General features: G+C 65.9%; 20 protein-coding genes. 10 read left to right on the top strand and 10 right to left on the bottom strand.

The window, feature by feature from the left end; genetic code table 11:
* Positions 1-134: 134 nt before the first annotated feature.
* Positions 135-2,111 carry a DEAD/DEAH box helicase gene (locus tag LJY18_RS14505; protein ID WP_238042530.1) on the top strand — a complete coding sequence of 659 codons (1,977 nt, stop codon included), beginning with the start codon at positions 135-137 and terminating at the stop codon, positions 2,109-2,111.
* 208 nt (positions 2,112-2,319) lie between these two features.
* On the opposite strand, the gene LJY18_RS14500 is transcribed toward LJY18_RS14505, so the two are convergent.
* The 3 genes from LJY18_RS14500 to LJY18_RS14490 form a co-directional block, all read right to left on the bottom strand.
* Positions 2,320-2,808: a SixA phosphatase family protein gene (locus tag LJY18_RS14500; protein WP_238042529.1), complete on the bottom strand. Its 489-nt coding sequence runs from the start codon at positions 2,806-2,808 to the stop codon at positions 2,320-2,322.
* Between the two features lie 117 nt (positions 2,809-2,925).
* A complete protein-coding gene (locus LJY18_RS14495) occupies positions 2,926-3,411 on the bottom strand; it encodes an adenosine-specific kinase (RefSeq protein WP_238042528.1) in 486 nt (161 codons plus the stop codon).
* Positions 3,412-3,633: 222 nt separating this feature from the next.
* Positions 3,634-4,554: a histone deacetylase family protein gene (locus LJY18_RS14490; RefSeq protein WP_238042527.1), complete on the bottom strand. Its 921-nt coding sequence runs from the start codon at positions 4,552-4,554 to the stop codon at positions 3,634-3,636.
* Between the two features lie 70 nt (positions 4,555-4,624).
* Between LJY18_RS14490 and LJY18_RS14485 the strand changes: the two genes are divergently transcribed.
* From LJY18_RS14485 to LJY18_RS14470, 4 genes are read left to right on the top strand one after another with little or no spacing between them, the layout of a single operon-like run.
* On the top strand, positions 4,625-5,188 hold the full coding sequence (locus LJY18_RS14485; protein ID WP_238042526.1) for a GNAT family N-acetyltransferase: 564 nt from the start codon (positions 4,625-4,627) through the stop codon (positions 5,186-5,188).
* Positions 5,185-6,786 carry a SagB/ThcOx family dehydrogenase gene (locus LJY18_RS14480; protein ID WP_238042525.1) on the top strand — a complete coding sequence of 534 codons (1,602 nt, stop codon included), beginning with the start codon at positions 5,185-5,187 and terminating at the stop codon, positions 6,784-6,786. Before LJY18_RS14485 ends, LJY18_RS14480 begins: the two co-directional genes overlap by 4 nt.
* 19 nt (positions 6,787-6,805) lie before the next feature.
* The gene (gene tesB / locus LJY18_RS14475; protein WP_238042524.1) at positions 6,806-7,675 is read left to right on the top strand and encodes an acyl-CoA thioesterase II; all 870 of its coding nucleotides are present in this window, start codon (positions 6,806-6,808) and stop codon (positions 7,673-7,675) included.
* Positions 7,672-8,265, top strand: a complete 594-nt coding sequence (locus LJY18_RS14470; RefSeq protein WP_238042523.1) for an HAD family hydrolase — start codon at positions 7,672-7,674, stop codon at positions 8,263-8,265. The genes tesB and LJY18_RS14470 overlap by 4 nt, the downstream gene beginning before the upstream one ends.
* Positions 8,266-8,352: 87 nt before the next feature.
* Here the strand turns inward: LJY18_RS14470 and cueR are convergent, their stop codons facing one another.
* The gene (gene cueR / locus LJY18_RS14465; protein ID WP_238042522.1) at positions 8,353-8,769 is read right to left on the bottom strand and encodes a Cu(I)-responsive transcriptional regulator; all 417 of its coding nucleotides are present in this window, start codon (positions 8,767-8,769) and stop codon (positions 8,353-8,355) included.
* Between the two features lie 81 nt (positions 8,770-8,850).
* Positions 8,851-11,238: a heavy metal translocating P-type ATPase gene (locus tag LJY18_RS14460; protein WP_238042521.1), complete on the bottom strand. Its 2,388-nt coding sequence runs from the start codon at positions 11,236-11,238 to the stop codon at positions 8,851-8,853.
* 151 nt (positions 11,239-11,389) lie between these two features.
* On the opposite strand from LJY18_RS14460, the gene LJY18_RS14455 reads away from it, so the two are divergent.
* Positions 11,390-11,608, top strand: coding sequence for a heavy-metal-associated domain-containing protein (locus LJY18_RS14455; RefSeq protein WP_238042520.1), 219 nt, complete (start codon positions 11,390-11,392; stop codon positions 11,606-11,608).
* Between the two features lie 207 nt (positions 11,609-11,815).
* Here the strand turns inward: LJY18_RS14455 and LJY18_RS14450 are convergent, their stop codons facing one another.
* On the bottom strand, positions 11,816-12,460 hold the full coding sequence (locus tag LJY18_RS14450; protein ID WP_238042519.1) for a TetR family transcriptional regulator: 645 nt from the start codon (positions 12,458-12,460) through the stop codon (positions 11,816-11,818).
* A gap of 146 nt (positions 12,461-12,606) precedes the next feature.
* On the opposite strand from LJY18_RS14450, the gene LJY18_RS14445 reads away from it, so the two are divergent.
* From LJY18_RS14445 to LJY18_RS14435, 3 genes are all read left to right on the top strand, one after another.
* Positions 12,607-13,764, top strand: a complete 1,158-nt coding sequence (locus LJY18_RS14445) for an efflux RND transporter periplasmic adaptor subunit (protein WP_238042518.1) — start codon at positions 12,607-12,609, stop codon at positions 13,762-13,764.
* Between the two features lie 12 nt (positions 13,765-13,776).
* Entirely contained in the window at positions 13,777-16,914 is a 3,138-nt protein-coding gene (locus LJY18_RS14440) for an efflux RND transporter permease subunit (RefSeq protein WP_330872758.1), read from the top strand.
* 246 nt (positions 16,915-17,160) lie between these two features.
* Positions 17,161-18,396: a Bcr/CflA family multidrug efflux MFS transporter gene (locus LJY18_RS14435; RefSeq protein WP_238042517.1), complete on the top strand. Its 1,236-nt coding sequence runs from the start codon at positions 17,161-17,163 to the stop codon at positions 18,394-18,396.
* A gap of 143 nt (positions 18,397-18,539) precedes the next feature.
* Here LJY18_RS14435 and LJY18_RS14430 read toward each other — a convergent pair whose 3' ends face one another.
* The 4 genes from LJY18_RS14430 to LJY18_RS14415 form a co-directional block, all read right to left on the bottom strand.
* The gene (locus tag LJY18_RS14430) at positions 18,540-18,719 is read right to left on the bottom strand and encodes a hypothetical protein (protein WP_238042516.1); all 180 of its coding nucleotides are present in this window, start codon (positions 18,717-18,719) and stop codon (positions 18,540-18,542) included.
* Positions 18,720-18,821: 102 nt separating this feature from the next.
* Positions 18,822-20,657 carry a PAS domain S-box protein gene (locus LJY18_RS14425; protein ID WP_238042515.1) on the bottom strand — a complete coding sequence of 612 codons (1,836 nt, stop codon included), beginning with the start codon at positions 20,655-20,657 and terminating at the stop codon, positions 18,822-18,824.
* A gap of 196 nt (positions 20,658-20,853) precedes the next feature.
* Positions 20,854-21,123 (bottom strand): DUF2790 domain-containing protein, encoded by a 270-nt coding sequence (locus LJY18_RS14420; RefSeq protein WP_238042514.1) that lies wholly within the window; start codon positions 21,121-21,123, stop codon positions 20,854-20,856.
* A gap of 113 nt (positions 21,124-21,236) precedes the next feature.
* On the bottom strand, positions 21,237-22,253 hold the full coding sequence (locus LJY18_RS14415) for a zinc-binding alcohol dehydrogenase family protein (protein ID WP_238042513.1): 1,017 nt from the start codon (positions 22,251-22,253) through the stop codon (positions 21,237-21,239).
* Between the two features lie 144 nt (positions 22,254-22,397).
* Between LJY18_RS14415 and LJY18_RS14410 the strand changes: the two genes are divergently transcribed.
* Positions 22,398-23,315 (top strand): LysR family transcriptional regulator, encoded by a 918-nt coding sequence (locus LJY18_RS14410; RefSeq protein WP_238042512.1) that lies wholly within the window; start codon positions 22,398-22,400, stop codon positions 23,313-23,315.
* Positions 23,316-23,367 lie beyond the last annotated feature (52 nt).

Below are 23,367 nucleotides of genomic sequence, written 5' to 3'. Positions count from 1 at the left end.
CCGATAAAATTCGCCTTGCCGCGCTGGCAGGCTGGCCCCTCTTGTTCGCGCCGTTGTCCCAGTGGTTGTCAGTCCCCGGCGAAAAACACTTATCATTCAGTCATCTACATCATGCCCAGGGTGGTAATCGTCGAATGCTGACTGCTGTCGGGCGTTACAAGTTGCTTCTCTCCGGCGCCTTGGCGCGTTATTTCCCGCGCACCACGGCCTATCTGCGCGCCGAGCGCGAGGCGGGGGTGTCACAGAAGAAGCCGCGTTCCCGGACGAAGAAGGCCGGGGCGGCGACGGGCAAGGGCAAGGCGGGCGCTGGGAAGAAGCCGGCCAGGCCGCGTGGCAAACCCGGCCCGCCGGCGAGCACGGCTATTTACGGGCCGGCGTTGCTGGCGGTCGATGCGGCGCAGGTCGAGGCCATGCGCGAGCGGGTCGCCCAGGCGGCAGCGGCAGGGGTGATCAGTGCGCCTTCGGACGAGCAATGGGCGATGATCCTCGGTCGCCATCCGCTCACCCGCATCTTCGCCGGGGCGGGGTCGGGCAAGTCCACCACCCTGGTGCTGCGGGTGGTGTTCATGCTCTGTCATCTGGGCATCGAGCCGGATCGCTTGACCGTGATTTCCTTCACCAATGCCTCCTGCGCCGAGCTGCGCGCGCAGCTGCTCCGGGTGCTGGGCTTCTGGCAGTACCCATTCGACGCCGCCCAGGCCCGCCAGTGCGTGCGCACCTTCCATTCGGCCATGGGCGTGCTGGCCAAGCAGGCGTTGAGCAATCCGCGTTGGTTCGAGCAGCTGGATGATGCGCCCGGCGCGCCCCGTGAACTGGATAACCCGCTGACGGCTGCGCGCCTGCGTCCGGCCCAGCAGCGCCTGCTCAAGCAGGCCTACCAGCAGTGCTACGCCGAGGAACCGGTGTTTCGCGAGCGCGTGCACAGCCTGCTGGGGTTGCCGGCACCGCCGGCTGACAGCGGCGACGGCAAGCGGCCACGGGTGGCCAAGGCGCCGATGGATGGCTTCAAGCTGGCGGGGGAGTTCACCGCGTTGCCGCTGTTCGAGGCCTTCTATGTGCAGGCCGGCTTTATCCAGAGCATCGGCATCCGCCCCGAGCAGATAGATATCCAGGCGCTGTCCTGCTCCGCTCGCGAGCGCAGTTTTGTCGAGGCCCTGGTGTTGTTCTGCAAGACCTTCGCGGGCTGCCTGCAGGAGCAGGGCTTGATGACCTTCGATGGCGCCTTCCAGGCGCTCGGCGAACGTCTGGCTGGCGCTGCGCCGGGCATCCCGGCCGAGGCGCTGGCGCCGTTCAATCACCTGCTGATCGATGAGTTCCAGGACATCTCGCCGCAGATCGTCCAGTGGCTGCAGGCGGTCCACCGCGCGCTGGCGCGCCAGGGCACGGCGGTCAGCCTGATGGCGATCGGCGACGACTGGCAGTCGATCTATGGTTGGCGCGGCAGCTCCCCGGAACTGTTCATGGACTTCGACAAGCACTTCCCGGGCAAGGGCAAGGCGAAGAGCAGCGCGCTGCTGATGCTGGCCACCAACTACCGCTCCATCGAGCCGGTGATCCGCGACGGCGAGGCGGTGCTCGCGGGCGTCGCCTGCAAGCAAGTGAAGACCAGCAAGGCGTTCAAGGCCATGCTGCCGGGGGATCACGGGGTCAAGCTGGTGAAGGGCTTCGATATCAAGACGCGCCTGCCGGAACTCTTGAAGGTAATCGAGGCCGAGTGCGCACACGTCGCCAGCCGCAGCATGGCCGATCGCACTGCGGTGCTGCTGCTGAGCCGGCGCAACGCACCCTTGCAGACGATTCAGGCCCAGCTGGACAAGAAACTGCCGGTCAAGGCCTACACCATCCACCGGGCCAAGGGCCTGCAGGCCGAAGTGGCGATCATCGTCGACGATTGCCCACCCGTGGAGCCGCACCCGCTGCGCAATGCGCTCTACGCCTACTCGGGCTTCTTCCGCAACAGCTACGACCAGGCGATGAGCGATGAAAGCCTGCGCCTGGCCTATGTGGCGATCACCCGGGGCGTGAGCCGGGTGCTCTGGTTCACCCGCAAGGCCCAGGGCGCGACCCGGGTGCTGGCGGCGCGTGCCGGTCGGCGCGGTGATCCCCTATGAGCCTTTTCTGGAGGGAGGCGGGCTCCGAACGCGCCGCCCGGGTGCCTAGCCGGATGCCGTTGCCCGAGGTGTAAGACGGGGGCGACTGGCGCACTTAGCGCCCACATTTTCGCCTGACGCAGCTTGCCGCGAGCGGCTGCAGGCGGACTCGCGCCGGCGCCGGTTATTTCCACAACCTCTGGTCGCCGCGCGGGCGCGGGAATCGGCGCTACGGTTTCTTTGGAAAATCGAGCGCCACTGTCGCGACGGGGCAGGCGCCGATCTGAGCCCACGACTTCGCCGCGAAGCCGAACTCGGCAACGGCGCCGGTCGGCAGGTGGTCGATCTCGCCGCTCAGGCGCTGGGCGAGTTCGCTCAATTCTGGATTGTGGCCGACGATCATCACGCACTGCAGGTGATCGTCGAGTGCGTGGATGATCTCGAGCAGGTCATCCGCCTGGGCGGCATACAGCCGCTCATCGACGCCGATGTGCTTGCGCATGTAATCGAGCTTGCCGGCGATGATCTTGGCCGTCGTCAGCGCCCGCACGGCGGGACTCGACAGAATCAAGTCGGGCTTGATCTCGCGCCTGGCCAGGCGTTCGCCGATCTTCGGTGCGTCACGCTTGCCGCGCTCGTTCAAGGGGCGTTCGCGGTCGGCCAGCGCCGCGTCATCCCAACTCGACTTGGCATGACGAATGAGAAAGAGCCTTTTCATGCCACACCTCGCTGTCCCCCATCGATAGCCCCGGGGCCAAACCTGGCGGCCTGGCTGTTACTCAGGGGGGCTGGACATCGCGCACGCCGTGGCAGGCGAGAGTTTGTTCAGACCCTCTCAAAGCTTGTAGCCGATCTGGCGCAACAGGTTCTTGCGCCAGAGGATGTCGTCGTCGCCTTCGAGGTCTTGGGCGCAGTAGCCGTCGACCACGCCGAGCACGGCGCGGCCCTGCTGCGTTTCGGCCAGCACCACTTCGGTCGGATTGGCGGTGGCGCAGAAGATCCGACAGACCTCGGCAACCATCTTGATGCTGTTCAGCACGCTCAGCGGAAAGCAGCCCGCGCCGAGGAAGATGATGAAGCAATGGCCGGCGCCAATCGCCTGGGCATTGCGCTGGGCCAGCTCGATCATCGCGCTGTCGGTACCCGACCAGCGCACCAGGCATTTGCCCGAGGCCTCGCAGAAGGCCATGCCGAACTTGATCCCGGGCACGGCCGCGACCAGCGCCTCGTGGATGTCCTCGACGGACTTGATGAAGTGGGTCTGGCCGAAGATGAAGTTGATCTCTTCCGGCTTGTCGATGTTCACCGTGATCAGTTGCATGGTGAGCCTCCTCGGCCGAAGAGGCTCGCCAGCCTGGAACATTCCTGGCTGGAAAACGCCTTCGGCACTGGGATAAGCATAGCCACTGATGGGTCGGGGGGCTGTTGCGGGCCTGCGGCTGGCGGATCCCTGCTGCCGGCTGGCGGCTTGTCGCGGCGCGCCGTTTTACCGGTGATGGGCTGAGCCTGTACGGCCCGCTCCACCCAGCGGCGCCGGCTCTGGTTAGCCCAGTTGGCGTTCGGTCCAGACCCTGGCCGCGCTGTGATGGAGGATGCCGTGGCGGCGGGCCAGGGCGTGGCGGTCCTTGTCGTAGCCGCCGCCAATCAGGCCGACCACCGGGATGTCGCGGCCCAGGCAGTGGTTGAGCACCGCTCGGTCGCGGGCGGCGACTCCGGCGTCGGTCAGTTGCAGGTAGCCGAGGGCATCGTCCCGGTGCACATCGACACCGGCGTCGTACAGGACGATGTCCGGCTGGTACAGCGGCAGCAGGTAGTTCAGCGCGTCGTCCACCACCTTGAGGTAGTCGTCGTCGCCCATGCCCCGGGGCAACGGGATGTCCCAGTCGCTCTCGGCCTTGCGCGCCGGGAAGTTCTGCTCGCAGTGCAGCGAGACGGTGATCGCCTCCGGGATATTGGCGAGCAGGCGGGCGCTGCCGTCGCCCTGGTGCACGTCGCAGTCGAAGATCAGCACGCGCTGCGCCTTGCCGGCTTCGAGCAGGTAGCGGGCGATCACCGCCAGGTCATTGAAGATGCAGAAACCGGCCGGGTGGTCGTAGTGGGCGTGATGGGTGCCGCCGGCCAGGTGGCAGGCCAGGCCATGCTGCAGGGCCAGCTCGGCGGCCAGCAGCGAGCCGCCCACCGCGCGGACGGTGCGCTGTGCCAGGGCCGCGCTCCAGGGCAGGCCGAGGCGGCGCTGGTCCGCGTGCGCCAGCTCGCCGTTCAGGTAGCGCTCGATATAGGCGGGGCAGTGGGCCAAGGCCAGCACCTCGGTGGGGCAGAGTTCGGGGCGGCGCAGCTCGGCGTCGCTGACCAGGCCGCTGGCCACCAGGTGATCGCGCAGCAGGCGGAATTTTTCCATGGGAAAACGATGGCCGGCCGGGAAGGGCGGGCTGTAGTCGTCGTGATAGACCAGTGGCAGGCGCATACAATGGGGCTCTTTTCTCGCAGCGTCTGAGTATGGCGGCGCTGCCCGACCCGACTCAAGTGGAGTGGCCATGGCCGAGACCATCGAACTGCAGAGCCCGCGCCTGTTGCTGCGGAGCTGGCGCAGCGAGGACCGCGAGCCGTTCGCCGCGCTGAATGCCGACCCCGAGGTGATGCGCCATTACCCGGCGTGCCTGAGCCGCGCGCAGAGCGACCGGCTGCTGCAGCGCATCGAGGCGGATTTCGCCGAACGCGGCTACGGCCTGTGGGCGTTGCAGCGCAAGGACAACGGCGCCTTTGTCGGCCTCACCGGCCTGCGTCCGGTCGGCTTCGCCGCGCCCTTCTGCCCAGCGGTGGAGATGGCCTGGCGGCTGGGCCGCCAGCACTGGCGCCAGGGCCTGGCCAGCGAGGCGGCGCGGGCGGTGCTCGACTGCGCCTTTACCCGGCTCGGCCTGGAGCAGGTGGTGGCCTTCACCAGCGAGGGCAACCTGGCGTCCCTGGCGGTGATGCGCGCCATCGGCATGCGCGCCGATCCCGCTGGCGACTTCGACCACCCGCTGCTGCCCGCCGGCCATCGCCTGTCACGGCATCGGCTGTATCGCCTGGACCGCGCCGACTGGGAGGCCAGCCGATGAGCCCGCTCGAGCAGCTGCGCGCCTATCACCAGTTGAGCAAGCACCAGCCGCAACGCTTCGCCCCCGGGCCCGGGCAGCTGGATTGGGCGACCCAGCCGGCCGCCTTTCGGCGTTACCGCGGCGCGCGCCTGATCGAGCTGTGGCAGCGGCCGCTGCAGGAGTCGCCCGACTACGACGCGGTGTTCGCCGCGCCGCTGGGCGCGCCGGCGCCGCTGAATCGGGCCAGCCTGTCGCAGCTGCTGTATGACAGCCTGGCGCTGTCGGCCTGGAAGGAGGCCGGCGACAGCCGCTGGGCGCTGCGGGTCAATCCGTCGTCGGGTAATCTGCACCCGACCGAGGCGTATCTGCTGCTGCCGGCCGGCGACCTGCAGGACCAGGCCTTGCTGGTCCATTACACGGCGGATGTCCACGCCCTGGAAGTGCGCGCCGAGCTGCCGGCGCCGCTGGCCGCGCAATTGTCCCAGGCGTTGCCGGTGGGCGGTTGCCTGCTGGCGCTGGCCAGCATCCCCTGGCGCGAGGCGTGGAAGTACGGCGAGCGGGCCTACCGCTACTGCCAGCACGACCTCGGCCACGCCCTGGCTGGCCTGGCGCTTGCCGCCAGCGCGCTGGGCTGGCAGGTGCGCCTGCTGCGCGGGGTGGCCGAGGCGCGGCTGGACGGCGTGTTCGGCCTGGACCGCGACGGTTTTGCCGAGGCCGAGCATGTCGACTGCCTGCTCTGGATAGGTCCGGCCCAGGCCGTCGAGTTTGCCCTGCCGGAGGGGTTGTTGAACGGGCTGGCGACGCTGGAGCTGCAGGGCCAGCCCAATCGCCTGTCACGCCAGTACCACGAGTGGCCTGAGCTGGCGCGGGTGCAGGCGCTGTGCCGTGCACCGGCCATGGCTGCGCCGCCCTGGCAGGTCGAGGTCGGTCGCGCCCAGGCGGACAATCCCGGCCTGGCGCTGCGGCCGATCCTGCATCGGCGGCGCAGCGCACAAGCCATGGACGGCAAGAGCGGGATTCACGCCGAGCTGTTGTTTGCCTGGTTGCAGCGGCTGCTGCCGGCCAATTCGCCGGTGCCTTTCGCCCTGACCGGGGAGGCGGCCGAGGTCGACCTGCTGGTGTTCGTCCACCGCGTGCAGGGTCTTGAACCCGGCCTGTACTGGTTGGCGCGGGTCGATGGCCAGGCTCAACCCGGGCTGCGCGAGGATTTTCTCTGGCAGCGGGCACACGACCAATTGCCGCTGTACCGCCTGCTTGCAGGCGATGCCCGCGGCCTGGCGGAGTTCCTCTCCTGTGGTCAGGACATCGCCAGCGATGGTTGCGTCGCCTTGGCCATGCTCAGTCGTTTCGACACGGCCCTGCAAGGCGGCGCCTGGCGCTATCCTCGGTTGTACTGGGAATGCGGGCAGATCGGCCAGTTGCTCTATCTGGAAGCCGAGGCGGCGGGGCTATCGGCCACGGGCATCGGTTGCTATTTCGATGATTCGGTCCATGAATTGCTAGGACTTGCCGACAGCCGCTGGCAAAGTCTTTACCATTTCACTATTGGTCGGGCGGTGTGGGATGAGCGTCTCAGCTCGCTACCGGCCTATCCCGAATTACGTTTGCCGCGCTCTTAGCGGTTATTGGAGAACAAGCATGAGTCAGGTACTGGACGAGTTGGTCGCCCTGTTGAGCCTGGAGGCCATCGAAGAGAACCTCTTTCGCGGCGTCAGCCAGGATCTGGGGTTTCGTCAGCTGTTCGGTGGTCAGGTGCTCGGTCAGTGCGTGTCGGCGGCCAGCCAGACGGTCGAGGCGGATCGCCACGTGCACTCTTTGCACGGTTATTTCCTGCGTCCTGGTGACTCCGCCCTGCCGGTGGTCTATCAGGTCGACCGGGTACGCGATGGCGGCAGCTTCAGCACCCGCCGGGTGACGGCGATCCAGAAGGGCAAGCCGATCTTCACCTGCAGCGCCTCCTTCCAGTACGACGAGGAAGGCTTTCACCACCAGAACCTGATGCCGGATGTGCCGGGACCGGAAGAGCTGAAGTCGGAAACCGAACTGGCCCGGCTGGTCGCCGACTCGCTGCCCGAGCGCATGCGCGCGCGCGCGGTGAGCGACAAGCCGATCGAGATCCGTCCGGTGACGGTCGACAACCCTTTTGCCCCGGAGCCCGGCGAGCCGGTCAAGTATGTGTGGTTCCGCGCCGCCGGCGAGCTGCCGGACGACCCGCAGCTGCACAAGTACCTGCTCGGCTATGCCAGCGACTTCAACTTGCTGACCACCTCGATGCTGCCCCATGGGGTGTCGGTCTGGCAGAAGTTCATGCAGGTCGCCAGTCTCGACCATTCGCTGTGGTTCCACAGCAACCTGCGCATGGACGACTGGCTGCTCTACGCCATGGACAGCCCCTGGGCCGGCAACGCCCGCGGCTTCTCCCGCGGCAGCATCTTCAACCGTCAGGGCCAACTGGTCGCCTCGGTGGCCCAGGAAGGCCTGACTCGGGTGCGCGAGGACTGGAAATGAGGTTGCACGCGGCGCGCCACTGGGTGTTCGACATGGACGGCACCCTGACCCTGGCGGTGCATGACTTCGAGGCAATCAAGCGCTCGCTGGATATCCCTCTGGAACACGACATTCTCCACCACCTGGCGGCCTTGCCCGAGGACGTCGCGGCCGCCAAGTACGCCTGGCTGCTGGAGCACGAGCGCGAACTGGCGCTAAGCGCTGAACCGGCGCCGGGGGCCATCGAATTGGTGCGCGCCCTGAAAGACCGCGACTGCCGGCTCGGTATCCTCACGCGCAACGCCCATGAACTGGCGCTGGTGACCCTGCAGGCAATCGGTCTGGGCGATTGCTTCGCCAGCGGCGATATTCTCGGTCGCGACGAGGCGCCGCCCAAGCCCCATCCCGGCGGTCTGCTGCACCTGGCCGAGCGCTGGCAGGTGACGCCGGACGAACTGGTGATGGTCGGTGACTACCGCTTCGACCTGGAGTGCGCCCGCGCCGCCGGTGCCTGCAGTGTGCTGGTCAACCTGACGCAGAATCCCTGGCCGGAACTGGCCGATCACTTCGCCGTGGATTGCGCGGCGCTGCGGAGTTCGATCGAGCCGTAGGGCAGTCCGTTCGGAGCACAGCGACAACCCGCCGGCTTTTCTGCCGCGCCGGTAAATCATGGTGCACTGCCTGCGGCGAGTGACCGCCTACGAATTGCTGGCCGTGTGCTTGGCGCCGCCGGACTCCAGATCCTTGAGGATCGGGCAGTCGGGACGGTCGTCGCCCTGGCAGTGTTGCATCAGGTCCTGCAGGGTGTCGCGCAGGCTGCTGAGCTCGGCGATCTTGTGGTTGAGTTCACGGATATGCCCGGCAGCCAGCGCCTTGACGTCGGCGCTGGCGCGCTGGCGGTCCTGCCACAGGGTCAGCAATTGGGCCACCTCGGCCAGGGAGAAACCCAGGTCCCGGGCGCGTTTGATAAAGGCCAGGCGATGCAGGTCCTGCGCGCCGTACTGGCGATAGCCGCTGTCGGTGCGCCCGGCAGCCGGCAGCAGTTCGATGCTTTCGTAGTAGCGGATCATCTTGGCGCTGAGGCCGGTCTTCTGTGCGGCTTGGCCGATATTCATGGCTGACTCCCAATGTGCTGGCGTGGGCTGTGGTCCTTGGGCTTGCAGTTGAGCAGGGTGAGCTTGAGCCCACCCTGCGGGTCAGTCGTGGTCCTTGGGTTTCCAGGTCTTCAGCAGCAGCGCATTACTCACCACGCTGAGGCTGGACAGGGCCATGGCGGCACCGGCGAGCATCGGATTGAGCAGGCCCGCGGCGGCCAGGGGGATGCCGACCAGGTTGTAGATGAAGGCCCAGAACAGGTTCTGCCTGATCTTGTTGTAGGTGCGCCGGCTGATGTCCAGCGCCGCCGGCACCAGGCGCGGATCGCCGCGCATCAGGGTGATGCCGGCCGCATGCATGGCCACGTCGGTGCCACTGCCCATGGCGATGCCGACATCCGCGGCCGCCAGTGCCGGGGCGTCATTGATGCCGTCGCCAACCATCGCCACCACCCCGGTTGCTCTCAGCTCGCCGATGATCGCCGCCTTGTCTGCCGGCAGCACTTCGGCATGCGCCGCATCGATGCCCAGGGCGCTGGCTACCGCATGCACGCTGCCGCGGTTGTCGCCGCTGATCAGGTGGCTGCTGATGCCTTGCGCCTTGAGCTGGGCGATGGCCTCGGCGGCGCTGGCCTTGAGGGTGTCGCCGAAGGCAAACAGCCCCAGCACCTGGGGTGTCGGTGCCTGTTCGATCAGCCAGGACAGGGTGCGGCCCTCGGCTTCCCAGGCCAGGGCCTCGGCGGCCAGGGTCGGGTTGTGCAGCCAGCCCTCCTCGAGCAGGTGCTTGTTGCCCAGGGCCAGTTGCCGTTCGCCGATCCGCCCGGCAATTCCGCGTCCGGCCAGGGCCTGACTGTCGACCACCTCGGCCAGCGGCAACTGCTGGGCCGTGCATTCATCCAGTACGGCCTTGGCCAGCGGGTGTTCGCTGCCGCGTTGCAGGGCGCCGGCCAGTTGCAGCAGGGTGGTGGTGTCACCATCGAGCGCACTCATGTGGGCGATGCGTGGCGTGCCGGAGGTCAGGGTGCCGGTCTTGTCGAACGCCACTGCCGTGACGCCATGGGCCACTTCCAGCGCCTCGGCGTCCTTGATCAGGATGCCGTGGCGCGCGGCCACTCCGGTGCCGGCCATGATCGCCGTCGGGGTGGCCAGGCCGAGGGCGCAGGGGCAGGCGATCACCAGCACGGCGACGGCATTGAGCAGCGCGGTTTGCAGGGTGGCGCCGAACAGCAGCCAGCCCAGCAGGGTGGCCAGGGCCAGCAGCAGCACGGTCGGCACGAATACCCGGCTGACCTTGTCCACCAGTTTCTGGATCGGAGCCTTGGCCGCTTGGGCGTCCTCGACCAGGCGGATGATCTTGGCCAGTACGGTTTCCGCTCCCAGGGCGGTGGTCTCGATCAACAGGCGGCCTTCGCCGTTGATCGCCCCGGCGGTAACCTTGTCGCCCGGCTGTTTCGGTTGCGGCAGGCTCTCGCCGCTGATCAAGGCTTCGTCGGCATGGCTCTGGCCTTGCCGCACCAGGCCATCGACCGGGAAGCGCTCGCCGGGCTTGACCACCACCTGATCACCCAGGACCAGGGCGCTGAGTGCCACCCACTGCTCGACGCCATCGCGCAGACGCAGCGCCTGATCCGGGCGCAGTGCCTGCAGGGCTCGAATGGCGCTGGTGGTCTGCCGTTTGGCGCGACTTTCCAGGTATTTGCCGAGCAGGATCAGGCTGATGATCACCGCCGAGGCCTCGAAGTACAGGTGCGGCATAGTGCCGCTCGGGGTGTTTGCCCATTGATAGAGGCTCAGGCCATAGGCGGCGCTGGTGCCCAGGGCGACCAGTTGATCCATGTTGCCGGCACGGGCGCGCAGGGCCAGCCAGGCGGCGCGGTAGAAGCGCGCGCCGAGGACGAACTGCACCGGTGTGGCCAGGGCGAACTGCAGCCAGGCCGGCAGCATCCAGTGGGCGCCAAACGGCTGCGCCAGCATCGGGATCAGCAGGGGCGCGGTGAGCAGCAAGGCAAGCACCAGGGCCCAGCGCTCGCGCTGCAAGTGACGTTCGGCCAGTGGCTTGGCGGGCGTGTCCCTGTCCATCAGGGTGGCCGTGTAGCCGGCTTTGGCGACTGCCTGCAGCAGGGTTTGCGGGTCGAGACCCGCCGTGACCTGCAGCAGCGCGTGCTCGGTGGCCAGGTTGACGCTGACCGTGAGTACGCCGGGCAGTTGCGCCAGGGCACGCTCGACGCGGCCGACGCAACTGGCGCAGGTCATGCCGCCGATGGCCAGCTCCAGGCGTTCGCTGGGCACTGCATAGCCGGCACTCGCAACGGCGGTTAGCAACTGCTCCAGGCTGTCCCCCGGTGCCTCGATACGCGCCTGTTCGCTGGCCAGGTTGACGTTGGCGCTGGCGACGTTGGGCACTTTGCGCAAGGCGCGTTCGACGCGGCCGGCGCAACTGGCGCAGGTCATGCCGGTGATAGGTAGGTCGAAAGTGGTCAGGCTGGACATGCAGGAGCCTCCGTTTAAGTTCCGCTACAGGATCAACCTTGACCTATGGGTAAGGTCAAGTTTTGTTTTATCCCTTGACCTTACCCATGGGGGAGGGCCGAAACTGAGCGCCTCCCGCAAAGGGGTCAGACATTCAATCAGGAGGTTGTAGATGCAAGCATCAAAGGTTCACATACTCAGAATCGAAGGCATGACATGCGAGCATTGCGTGAAGACGATCACCGAGGCCTTGCAGGCGCGTGATCCGGCTGCCGATGTAAAGGTCAAGTTACAAGGCGGTGAGGCGCGCGTGGTCAGCAGCTTGTCGAGCGATGAGCTGATCATTGCCATTGCCGAAGCGGGTTATGGGGCGGGCCTGGGCAACAATTGATGCGCTCATGCTCCCACGGCTGTTGACCCGGGAGAGTAAGCCCGGCTGCAACCTGGGGCGGGCAGTGCAAGGCATGCGCTTGCCCGGCTTTGATTGGGCTGTGCGAGCCGGGCAGGGGGATGAAATAAGCACCATTTCCCTGCGCGGCCTCTGCTTGCTTCCAATCGCGTCCCCATCCACGCAATCGCGTGGTGAATGAAAAAAGCGTCATCCCTCCTGCACTGCCTCTCCTTGCCTCCAATCGCGCACCAGGCCACGAAAACAGGCGTCGACCATCGGCGCGCTGTCGCTCAGTGGGTCGAACAGTGTCGGGTCGCGCAGCCAGTCGCTGAACAGGCCGATGATCATCGCATGCAGGGTGCGCGATGCCAGGCGTGGGCTCATGCCTGGCTGCAGGCGCGCTTTGATCGCGGGCTGGTCGAACTGGTGTTCGACCAGGGCGATGAACTGATTGATAAAGGCGGCGTGGCGCTGCTCCGCCTCGCGCAGTTCGTCGGTGAATTCGCAGCGGCGCAGGAGGATGGTGAAGATGCGTTGCTTCTGCGGGTCGCGGGCGAGGTTCTCGATGGCCTCGATACACAGCTCGCGCAACGCCAGCAGGGGATCGCGCTCGGCGCAGGCGCTCAGGCGCACGGCCATTTGCTCGGGCGGCAGGCGCACCTGGCTGAGCAGCTCATGAAACAGGTGAGCCTTGTTCTCGAAATGCCAATACACCGCACCACGGGTGACACCGGCATGGCGGGCGATATGTTCCAGGCTGGTGTGGGCCACGCCTTTTTCCAGGAATAGCGTCTCGGCAGCCACGAGGATGGCACTGCGGGTTTGTTCGGCTTGTTCTTTGGTTCTGCGCATGACGGTCAGGTGGATTCTGTCTAGGCTCTTGTTTGGGGAACAGAGTGTAATGAATTTCGGCACGATGTTCTGTTTACAAACAGTATTGAATGTAATTAGCATCGTCTCCTTTGTGTTGTGCGCATCGTGTTGCTCCGGAGAGCCTTATGTATTTTGTCCGTCACCTCGTGCTTGTTCTCGGGGGGCTAGCCTATGGCGCGCTGGCGCCCATGACCCAGGCCGCTGAGGCCCCCCCTGCACCTGAAGTACTGGTGGAGACCGTCAAGGTGGGTCCGCTGCCGCTGGTATTCGAGTACTCGGCACGCACGGCGGGCTTCCGCGAGGTGCAGGTGCGCGCCCAGGTCAGTGGCATCCTGCAGGAGCGCACCTACCTTGAGGGCAGCGCGGTCAAGCAGGGCCAGGTGATGTTCCGCATCGATCCGCGCACCTACCAGGCCGCCCTGGCTCGGGCCAAGGGTGCGCTGGCCCAGGAACAGGCGCGTTTTCGGCAGACCGAGCGCGACCTCAAGCGTATTCGCGAGCTGCAGAAGAAGGGCTATGCCAGCGAGAGTGAACTGGACAATGCGATCTCCAACTTCGAGCAGAGCAAGGCCAACATCCAGGCGGCCGAGGCAGAGGTGCAGTCCAAACAGATCGATCTCGATTACTGCACGGTGACGGCGCCGATCTCCGGCATTACCAGCAAGGAAACCGTGTCCGAGGGCAGCCTGATGGTGGCCGGTGACCCGAATGCCAGCCTGCTGAGCAATATCACCCAGCTCGACCCGATCTACGTCAACTTCGCCGCCCCGGATAGCGACGTGGAGAGCGTGCGCAGCGGCCTGCAAAGTGGCGCGCTGGTACTGGTGGGCGAGCAGATGAGTGTCGAGATCTTGTACGGCGATGGTTCCCGCTACCCGTTGCAAGGCAAGGTGGATTTCACCGGCAGCCTGGTCGACCGTGGCACCGGCACCGTCAGTGCCCGCGCGGTGGTGCCCAACCCCGAGCAAAAACTGCTGCCCGGTCAATTCGTGCGGGTATTGGTCAAGGGCATTTCCCTGCCCGCCGCGATCACCGTGCCGGAGCGTGCGATCGCCCAGGGACCACGCGGCACCTTCGTCTATGTGGTCGATGAACAGGGGATCGCACGCATGCGCGAGGTCAGTACCGGACGCACCTCGGCTGGTCGCTGGGTGGTCGAATCCGGCATCAGCGCTGGCGACCGGGTGATCATCGAGGGGCTGCCCAAGGTGCGCCCGGATGCCCCGGTGAAGGTTGCCGAAGCCGCTTCCAGCGCTGCCCCATCAGCTGCCAAGCAACCCTGAGGAGCGTTTCCGGTGATCTCACGCTTCTTTATCGACCGGCCGGTGTTCGCCGCGGTCATCTCCATCATTATCGTGCTGGCCGGCCTGATGGCCATGCGCGAATTGCCCATCGCCCAGTACCCGCAGATCCTGCCGCCGCAGGTGTCGGTCAGCGCCACCTATTCTGGTGCCAGCGCCCAGGTGATCGCCGAGACCGTGGCGGCGCCGCTGGAACAGTCGATCAACGGCGTCGAGGGGATGATCTACCAGCAGTCCAACTCCGGCGGTAACAGCATGAGCCTGTCGGTGTATTTCCAGGTCGGCACCGATCCGGACCAGGCCACCATCGACGTCAACAACCGGGTGCAGGCCGCCCTGGCCAAGCTGCCGGAAGAGGTCCGTCGGCAGGGGGTCAGGGTCGAGAAGAAGTCGTCGGACATCCTCCAGGTCGTCACGCTGTTTTCCCCGGACGGCTCGCGTGACCCGGTGTACATCAGCAACTACGCGCTGATCAACGTGATCGACGAGCTCAAGCGCCTGCCCGGCGTCGGCGATGCCCGCCAGTTCGGCTCCAAGGATTACTCCATGCGCATCTGGCTGCGCCCGGACAAGCTGGCGCAGTACAATCTGACCCCGAGTGACGTGGTCGCGGCGATCCGCGAGCAGAACTCGCAGTTCGCCGCCGGCAGCTTCGGCCAGCAGCCGCTGCAGCAGGCCCAGGATTTCACCTACACGGTGACCACCCAGGGCCGCTTCACCGACCCGGTGGAGTTCGAGAACGTAATCCTGCGCTCCGATGAAACCGGCGCCAGCCTGCTGCTCAAGGATGTCGCGCGGGTCGAGCTGGGCGCCCAGGACTACTCGCTGATGACCTCGCTCAACGGCCAGCAGAATGCCGCCTTCGGCATCTACCTGCAGCCGGGCGCCAATGCCCTGGACACCGCCGCCGCGGTGCAGAACACCCTGGCGCAGCTGTCGAAGAACTTCCCCGAGGGCATCACCTACAAGATTCCCTACGACACCACCCAGTTCGTCCGGGTGTCCATCAAGGAGGTGCTGCATACCTTCGTCGAGGCCCTGGTGCTGGTGGTGCTGGTGGTCTTCGTGTTCCTGCAGAACTGGCGCGCCACGCTTATTCCCCTGCTGGCGATCCCGGTGTCGCTGATCGGCACCTTCGCCGGCATGTACCTGCTGGGTTTCTCGATCAACCTGCTGACCCTGTTCGGCATGGTCCTGGCCATCGGCATCGTGGTGGACGACGCCATCGTGGTGATCGAGAACGTCGAGCGCTCGATGCACAGCGACAAGCTCGGCCCGCGCGAGGCGTCGATCAAGGCGATGGAGGAAGTCACCGGGCCGATCATCGCCACCAGCCTGGTGCTCTGTGCGGTGTTCGTGCCGGTGGGCTTCCTCGGCGGCCTGGCCGGGGAGATGTACAAACAGTTCGCCATCACCATCGCGGTGTCGGTGGTGATCTCCAGCTTGGTCGCGCTGACCCTGAGTCCGGCGCTCTGCGCCCTGCTGCTCAAACCGGGGCATCAGGAGCCGGCGGCAGTGTTTCGCTGGTTCAACCGCGGATTTGATCGCCTGACCGCGGGCTATACCGCTGGCGTGCAGTTTTTCCTCAAGCGCTCGGCGGTGGGCTTGCTGCTGTTCGGCGCGATGATCGCGCTGATGGTCGTGCTGTTCGGCCGGGTACCCAGTTCCCTGGTGCCCAATGAGGACCAGGGCTACGTGATCAATGCCTACTTCCTGCCGCCGGCGGCCTCGCTGACCCGCACCGAGAAGCTCACCAGCGAAGTGACCGAGCAGCTGATGCAGCACCCGGCGGTCGAGGACGTGGTGACCTTTGCCGGTTTCGACATCCTCACCTTCGGCACCCGCAGCAACGCCGGGGTGTCCTTCGTGCCGCTCAAGGACTGGAGCGAGCGGACCACGCCGGAGCTGGATGCGCGCAACCTGCCCCGTGCGTTCATGGCCATGGGCGCGGCGCAGAAGGACGGCGTGGTCATGACCTTCAATCCGCCGCCGATCACCGGCATGAGCACCACCGGTGGTTTCGAGGGCTACATCCAGGACCGCAGCGGCGGCAGCACCGCACAGCTGGCGGAACGGGTCGGCGCCTTCCTCGCCGCGGCGCGCCAGCGCCCGGAACTGGCCGGGGTGCAGAGCACCTTCAGCGCCAACGTGCCGCAGTACTACATCGATCTGGATCGGACCAAGGCGCGCGCCCTGGGGGTGTCGATCAGCGACGTGTTCACCGCCATGCAGGCGACCTTCGGCAGCTACTACGTTAACGACTTCAGCCTGTACGGCCGTACCTTCCAGGTCAGCCTGCAGTCCGAGTCGGAGTTCCGGCGCAAGCCGGAGGACCTGGCCCAGGTCTACGTGCGCTCGGCCGCGGGCGAGCTGGTGTCGCTGTCGACCCTGGTCAAGGTCGAGCGGATACTCGGCCCGGATACTTATGCGCGCTTCAACGTCTACCCGGCGGCGAAGATCCTCGGTGGCCCGGCACCGGGCTACAGCTCGGGCGACGCATTGGCGGCGATCCAGGAGGTGGCCAGCGAGGTGCTGGGCAGCGACTACAGCATCGGCTGGACCGGCTCGGCCTTCCAGGAACTGGCGACCCAGGGCTCGGGCAGCAGCGCCTTCGTCTTCGGTCTGATCATGGTGTTCCTCATCCTGGCCGCCCAGTACGAGCGCTGGACCCTGCCGCTGGCGGTGGTCACCGCGGTGCCGTTCGCGGTGTTCGGCGCGATCCTCGCGGTGTGGCTGCGCGGCATCGAGAACGACCTGTACTTCCAGGTCGGCCTGATCACCCTGATCGGCCTGGCGGCGAAGAACGCGATTTTGATCGTCGAGTTCGCCGTGCTCTGCCGGCAGCAGGGCATGGGCATCTTCGAGTCGGCGCTGGAAGCCTCGCGCCTGCGTTTCCGGCCGATCATCATGACCTCGCTGGCCTTTGTCCTCGGCGTCATGCCGCTGGTAACCAGCTCTGGCGCCGGTTCGGCCAGTCGTCACTCGATCGGCACCGGGGTGCTTGGCGGCATGCTGGCGGCCACCGTGCTGGCGATTTTCCTGATCCCGATGTTCTACCTGCTGGTGGAGTCCTGGGCGGCCAAGCTGAGCAAGGGGCGCCACCAGGTCGCAGAGGAGACTGCCGAATCCTAGGATGGATCAGGCGCGTGGGGCGATGTCCTGTTGGCGGACAAGACCTGGTGCGCCTGGTCGACCATTGAGCGCTGGCTGGCACACCCGGCACCAAGGCGGGGATCGCAACGCAGGGGATGGGGCGGACCACGCAGGTTACGCGGTGCAAATGTCGTGGCTGCACCTTGAATGCAGCTTGCCGCTGAACCAGCCTATGCCTTGGTCATGGTGCCGGGCGAACACTTACCTTTTTTGTCCTGGAAGCCCATGCCACTCCGCCTTTTGTTGATCCTCGGCGCCTTGAGCGCTTTTGGCCCCCTGGCCATCGACTTCTACCTGCCGAGCTTCCCCACCCTGGCGCGGGTCTTCGCCACCGACGTCGAGCATGTGCAGTTGTCGCTGGCCGCCTATTTCATTGGCCTGGCGCTGGGGCAACTGATCTATGGGCCCTTGGCCGACCGTTTCGGCCGGCGCAAACCGCTGCTCGCCGGGGTGTTGCTGTTCTGCCTGGCTTCGCTGGCCTGCGCGCTGGCGCCGAGCCTGGAGTGGTTGATCGCCGCGCGGTTCGTCCAGGCCCTCGGTGGCTGCGCCGGTATGGTGGTGAACCGTGCCGTGGTGCGCGACCTGTGCGATCCGATCACCTCGGCCAAGGTGTTCTCCCAGCTGATGCTGGTCATGGGCCTGGCGCCGATCCTCGCGCCGCTGGCCGGTGGCCTGCTCCTGAGTCTGCTCGGCTGGCAGTCGATCTTCGTCTGCCTGTTCGCCTTCGGCGTGCTCAGTTGGCTCGGGGTGGCGCTGTGGCTGCCGGAGACCCTGGCGGCCGACGCGCCGAGAGCGCCGTTGCGCGGCGCGCTGGGCGAGTACCGGCGGCTGCTCGGCGACCGGCCGTTTCTCGGTCATGCGCTGACCGGCGGCCTGTCCATCGCCGGGATGTTCGCCTACATCGCCGGTTCGCCCTTCGTCTTCATCGAGTTGTATGGCGTACCGGCCGAGCACTACGGCTGGTTGTTCGGCAGCAATGCCCTGGGCTTTATCCTGGTGGCGCAACTCAATGCCTGGCTGGTGGCACGGCACGGACCGGGCTATTGGCTGCGGCGCACGGTGTGGTTCTATCTGGCCTGCGCGCTGCTGTTGCTGACGGTCGCGGCTGCTCAGCCGGCGGCGCTGTGGCCGCTGCTGATCCCCTTGTTCGGCTGCATCGCCTGTCTCGGCATTCTCCTGCCGAACGCCTCGGCCTGCGCCATGGCCGGCCAGGGCACGCATGCCGGCAGCGCCTCGGCATTGCTCGGTTGCCTGCAGTTCGGCATAGCCGCCAGCGCAGCGGCGCTGGTCGGCGCGCTGCATGACGGCAGTGCCTGGCCGATGGCGCTGGTGATCTGCGGGTGCGCCACGCTGGCCGTGCTCTGCTCGCGCTTTACCCGCTGGGCGGAGCACCTGGCGGCCATCCAGGCTGGTAAGAAACGCCCGGCTGTTGCGGTAGCCTGCAAACACCCTGGGCCCTGAGCCATGACCTCGAGCAATCCCCGACCCTAGGCTGCCACTCGCCGCAGGCAGTGCAGCAGGGTTCATCGGCGTGGCACAGATCCCGGCGGGCTGTCGCTGCGCTCCGAACGGAACGCCGCCCGGGCCGCCCGGTGTTCAGCGGCTCAGCTGGCTGCGCGCTGCACCTGGCTCGGCCATTGATGCGGGGCCTGCAGGCGTGCTTCGAGGGTGGCGACGAATTGACGGGCTTCGGCTTCGCTGCGGAAGGTCACGCTATGGCTGGCGAAGCGGACCTGCCAGCAGGCCCCTTCGGCTTTGTGCAGTGGCTGGATACCGATGTTCATGAGCGACACCTCCACGGGTTAGGCGGCTGAGTCTAGTTCCGGCCGATGAATTATTTCTGACATGGATCAATTGGGCGACTGGTGGTCGTCGGCATGCAGCATTCATCGCTGCAGCTGTTGTACGGCCAGGCTGGCCAGGCGGGTGAACTCGGTGACCAGGGCTATATCGGCCTGGCTCGGCCGCTTGGGCTGCTCGTAGTAGATGCCGAAGGTGCCGAGTACCCGAGCGTTCTCATCCTTGAACGGTAGCGACCAGCAGGCATGTAACCCGGCGGCCAGGGCCTGGGTGCGAAACGCCTGCCAGTAGGGATGAGTCGCGAGGTCTTGCGCGATCACCAGTTCGCCGCTGCAGGCGGCGTGGCCGCATGAACCGAGTTCGAGCTGCGCCGGCAGCCCGTCGATGGCCTGCCGGTACGGCTCGGGCAGGCTGGGTGCGGCGACCAGATCCAGGCACTGGCGCTGCGCGTCCAGCAGCATGATCGACACCCGCATGAGCGGATTGAGATCCTGTAAACGCCGGCTGATGCCGTTGAGGATATTCGCCAGGGGGAGGCGGGCGAGCAGTTCATCGAGAACCGCGTTGCGGGCGTGCTGCAGTTGCTGCAGTTGGTGGCGGTCATGGATGTCATGCAGGCTGCCGTTGAGCAGGTTGTTCGATGGGCTGTGGTTTAACTGAATGTCTATCCAGCGCAGTTGGCCCTGGCGAGTGAGCAGGCGGAATTCGCCACGCAGATCGATCTGCTGGCCGTTGTCGATGGCGCTGAGCTGCTGGTTGAAGCTTGCGGCACCTGCGCTGTCGAGAAACTGTGCCAACGGTCGGCCGAGGCATTCATAGCCGGCATAGCCACTGAGCTTTTCCCAGGCCGGGTTGAGAAAAATAAGGTGCCCACTGGTGTCCGTCTGCACGATCACATGGCTCAGCTGTTCGACCAGTTCGCGGTAACGCTCCTCGCTGGACTGCAGTTCGAGATTGATCTGCTTCTGTTCGCTGAGATCGATGTCGATACAGTACAACTCGAGTTGGTCGCGGCTGTTGTTCAGCATCGATTGGGTGGAGTACACCCACACCATGCTGCCGTCCTTGCGCTGCAATTGCATCTCGGCGGCGGCAATCGGCGGGCCACCGAGCAGCCAGCGGTTGATCGCGCTGACGACCTTGCTGCGTGCGGCTGGCGGGATGATCAGCTCTTCCAGGCGCTGTCCCATGGCTTCCTGCAGGCTATAGCCATAGAGCTGGGCGCTGGCCTGGTTCCAATAGATCACCCGGCGTTCGCGGTCGTAACCCTGCACGGCAATCCGCGGGGTTTGCTCGAACAGTTGGCGGAAACGCTGCTCGCTTTCACGCAGGGCGGATTCGTCGCGCTTCTGGGTACTGATGTCTTGCACAGTGCCGAGAATCTGACCATTGGCGTCCGCTTCGCCGCGCAGCATCAGCCAGGCGGTCTGCTGCTGTTCAGGTCGCTGCAGGCGTGCACTGACCGCCATCGGTTTGTGCTGTTCAAGCAGCGCTTGCAAGGAGCGCTGCAAGGCCGGTCGCTCGGCCGGGTAGAGCCAGCTGAGCAATTGCTCGGTGCCACTGTGTGCACTGCCTGGGTCGCGACCGAGCAGGGACAGGGCTTCGCTGCTCCAGTGGAAGTGGCCGTCATATTCCCAGCTGCCGAGTCGGGCCGTGCGCTGGGTTTGTTGCAACAGGCGGCTGTTGTGCGTCAGGGCGTTGAGCAGTACACGCTGGGCGCGGCGGTCACGCAAGTTGAGATAGAAGATCAGCAGGCTGCTGAGCAGTACGAAGAGCATGCCCTTGACGGTTTGCAGCTGGCTGCTCAAGGCTTTGTCGTTGACCGCGGCCATCAGCAGGGCGTCGCTGGCAAGAATCCAGGTGCTGCTGAACAGGATGTAAGCGCCGGCCAGACGCAACGGGACTATTAGATCGGAACGCATCCTTACCACCGATGAGTCGCAGGTTAGCGAGAGGCCGCTGGGCATGCCGTAACCTGAGTGGCAGGCCTCGAGCGTACTGGCAGTCTAGTCGCTTATCGGCCGATTGCCGATTGTTGGAGGCCGAACGTCAGAGCCACGCTGGCAGCCCGCGTATCGGAGAATCAGCAGATAGCAGGCGCCAGCGGGGGGCTCGGGTTCAGTCACCGCTGTCGAAGCGACCCAGTTCCAGGTAGTTGAGCTTGTGCAGCTTACCGTTGCTGTCGAGGTAGGTGATGGTGGCGGGCACCACACCGACCTTGTCCGAGTTGTCGGTGATATCGATGACTTTCTGGATATCCAGTGACATGCCGTAGTGGTAGTCAACTGCTTGCACTTGCTCGGGGTTTTGCTCGGTAGGTGGTTCTGCCCATACGGCACTCACGACGCCGAAGGTTGCGCCGAGCATTAAGGGGATAAGACGTTGCATGATGCTCACCTCGTAAGGATGCTTCACGTCTTATTTGACCGCTCAATCGGCATGACGTTTTGCGTTCGACATGCCGCTGATCGGCGTTGCCCGGGGCCGGCAACGCCACGGACTCAGAAGCCCTCGAGCACCACCTTGCCGCGCGCTTGGCCACTTTCCAGCAGGGCATGGGCGCGGCGCAGATTGGCCGCATTGATGGTGCCGAAGTGTTCGCCGAGGGTGGTTTTCAGCACGCCGGCATCAATCAGTTCGGCGACCCGCTCGAGCAAGCGGTGCTGCTCGATCATGTCGGCGGTCTCGAACAGCGAGCGGGTGAACATCAGCTCCCAATGCAGTGACAGGCTCTTGCGCTTGAGCTTCATCACGTCCAGCGGCTGCCGTGGGTCGTCGATCAGTGCCAGGCGCCCTTGCGGCGCCAGGCTGTCGATCAGTTGATCGAAGTGCTGGTCGGTCTGAGTCAGGCTGGCGACGTGGGTCACCTGGTTGATGCCGATGCGCTGGAGTTCTTCGTGCAGCGGCCGACTGTGGTCGATCACATGATGGGCGCCGAGTTCGCGCACCCAGGCCTGGGTTTCCGGGCGCGAGGCGCTGCCGATCACGGTCAGGCCGGTGAGCTGGCGGGCCAGTTGTGTAAGGATCGAACCGACCCCGCCAGCGGCGCCGACGATCAGCAGGCTCTGGCCCACGTCGCTGGAGCCCTCGGCGATCTGCAGGCGCTCGAACAGCAGCTCCCAGGCGGTGATCGCGGTCAGCGGCAGGGCTGCGGCCTCGGCGAACGGCAGGCTACGCGGCATGTGGCCGACGATGCGTTCGTCCACCACATGCAGCTCGCTGTTGGCGCCGGCGCGGTTGATCGCGCCGGCATAGAACACCTGGTCGCCGGGCTGGAACAGGGTCACCTCGCTGCCTACGGCCTGGACGATGCCGCTGGCATCCCAGCCGAGTACCTTGGCTTCGCCGTTTTCCGGGGCGACATTGCTGCGGATCTTGGTGTCCACCGGATTGACCGAGATGGCTTTGACTTGCACCAGCAGGTCGCGCGGACCGGGGCTGGGTTGCGCCAGCTGGATGTCCTGCAGGGCTTCGGGATGTTCGGCGGGCAGGGAGTGGTAGTAGGCAATGGCTTTCATGGCATCTCTGATGTGTGGGGCGGCTGTAGGCGCGGGCATGGCCCGCTGACCAGGTGATGGCCATACTCGGCTATTTCATATGGATGAAAAACAGGGTAGGAATAGAGTCTCTTTCAATATTTTTTTGAAAATGCTGGGGTTTCCATGCTGCACTTTGATGACCTGCAGGTGTTTGTGCGCACCGCAGAGCTCGGCAGCCTGTCCGCCGCTGCGCGGGTACTGGACATCTCGCCAGCGGTGGCCAGCGCCGCGCTCAAGCGCCTGGAGCAGCACCTGCAGGCGCATCTGCTGGTGCGCTCCACGCGCAGCCTGCGCCTGACCCCGGAGGGCGAAGCCTTCCTGGTTCACGCCCGCCTGGCCCTGCAAAGCCTGGACGATGGCCGGCAACAACTGGCGGGTAGCAAGGTTGGCATCAGCGGCTTGCTGCAATTGTCGGCACCGTCGGATTTCGGTCGCAACATCCTGCTGCCCTGGCTCGATGAGTTCCAACTGGCTCACCCGCAGTTGCAGTTGCGCCTGCTGCTCGGCGACCGGGTTACCGATCTGTTTCGCGAGCCGGTGGACATTGCCCTGCGCTATGGCGCGCCGGAGGATTCCAGTCTGGTCGCCTTGCCGGTGGCGGCGGGGAACCGCCGGGTCCTCTGCGCCGCGCCGGGCTACCTGGCGCGTCACGGTGAACCGCGGAGCGTCGAGGCGCTGGCCGAGCACAACTGCCTGCTCTACATGCTCGGCGGGCGGGTGCACGAACGCTGGCGCTTCCACACCGGCAAGCGCGAGCAGAGCCTGACGGTCGGCGGCGACCGGGTCAGCGACGATGCCGATGTGGTGCGCCGGTGGGCGGTGGCGGGTGCCGGGCTGGTATACAAGTCCTGGCTGGATGTGGCGGGCGATGTGCAGGCCGGCCGGCTCAAGGTGCTGCTGCCGGGGTGGCAGGGCGAGGCGACCCCGCTCAACCTGATCTGCGCCCACCGCGCGCAACTGAGCAAGCCGGTGCATCTGCTGCGCGAATTCGTCCAGGTCCGTTGCGCCGCACTGCTGGCGCAGGCGCCCTGGCCGGCATAGGGGCCGCGCTGCGGCAATCGACCACGGCAGCCTTCTATGCCGCTGCGGGCGC

Source organism: Pseudomonas sp. MMS21 TM103, from assembly GCF_022132145.1.
Lineage (GTDB): Bacteria > Pseudomonadota > Gammaproteobacteria > Pseudomonadales > Pseudomonadaceae > Aquipseudomonas.
The sequence above is the reverse complement of the archived record's forward strand: the minus strand, read 5'-3'. Positions and strand labels throughout refer to the sequence as shown.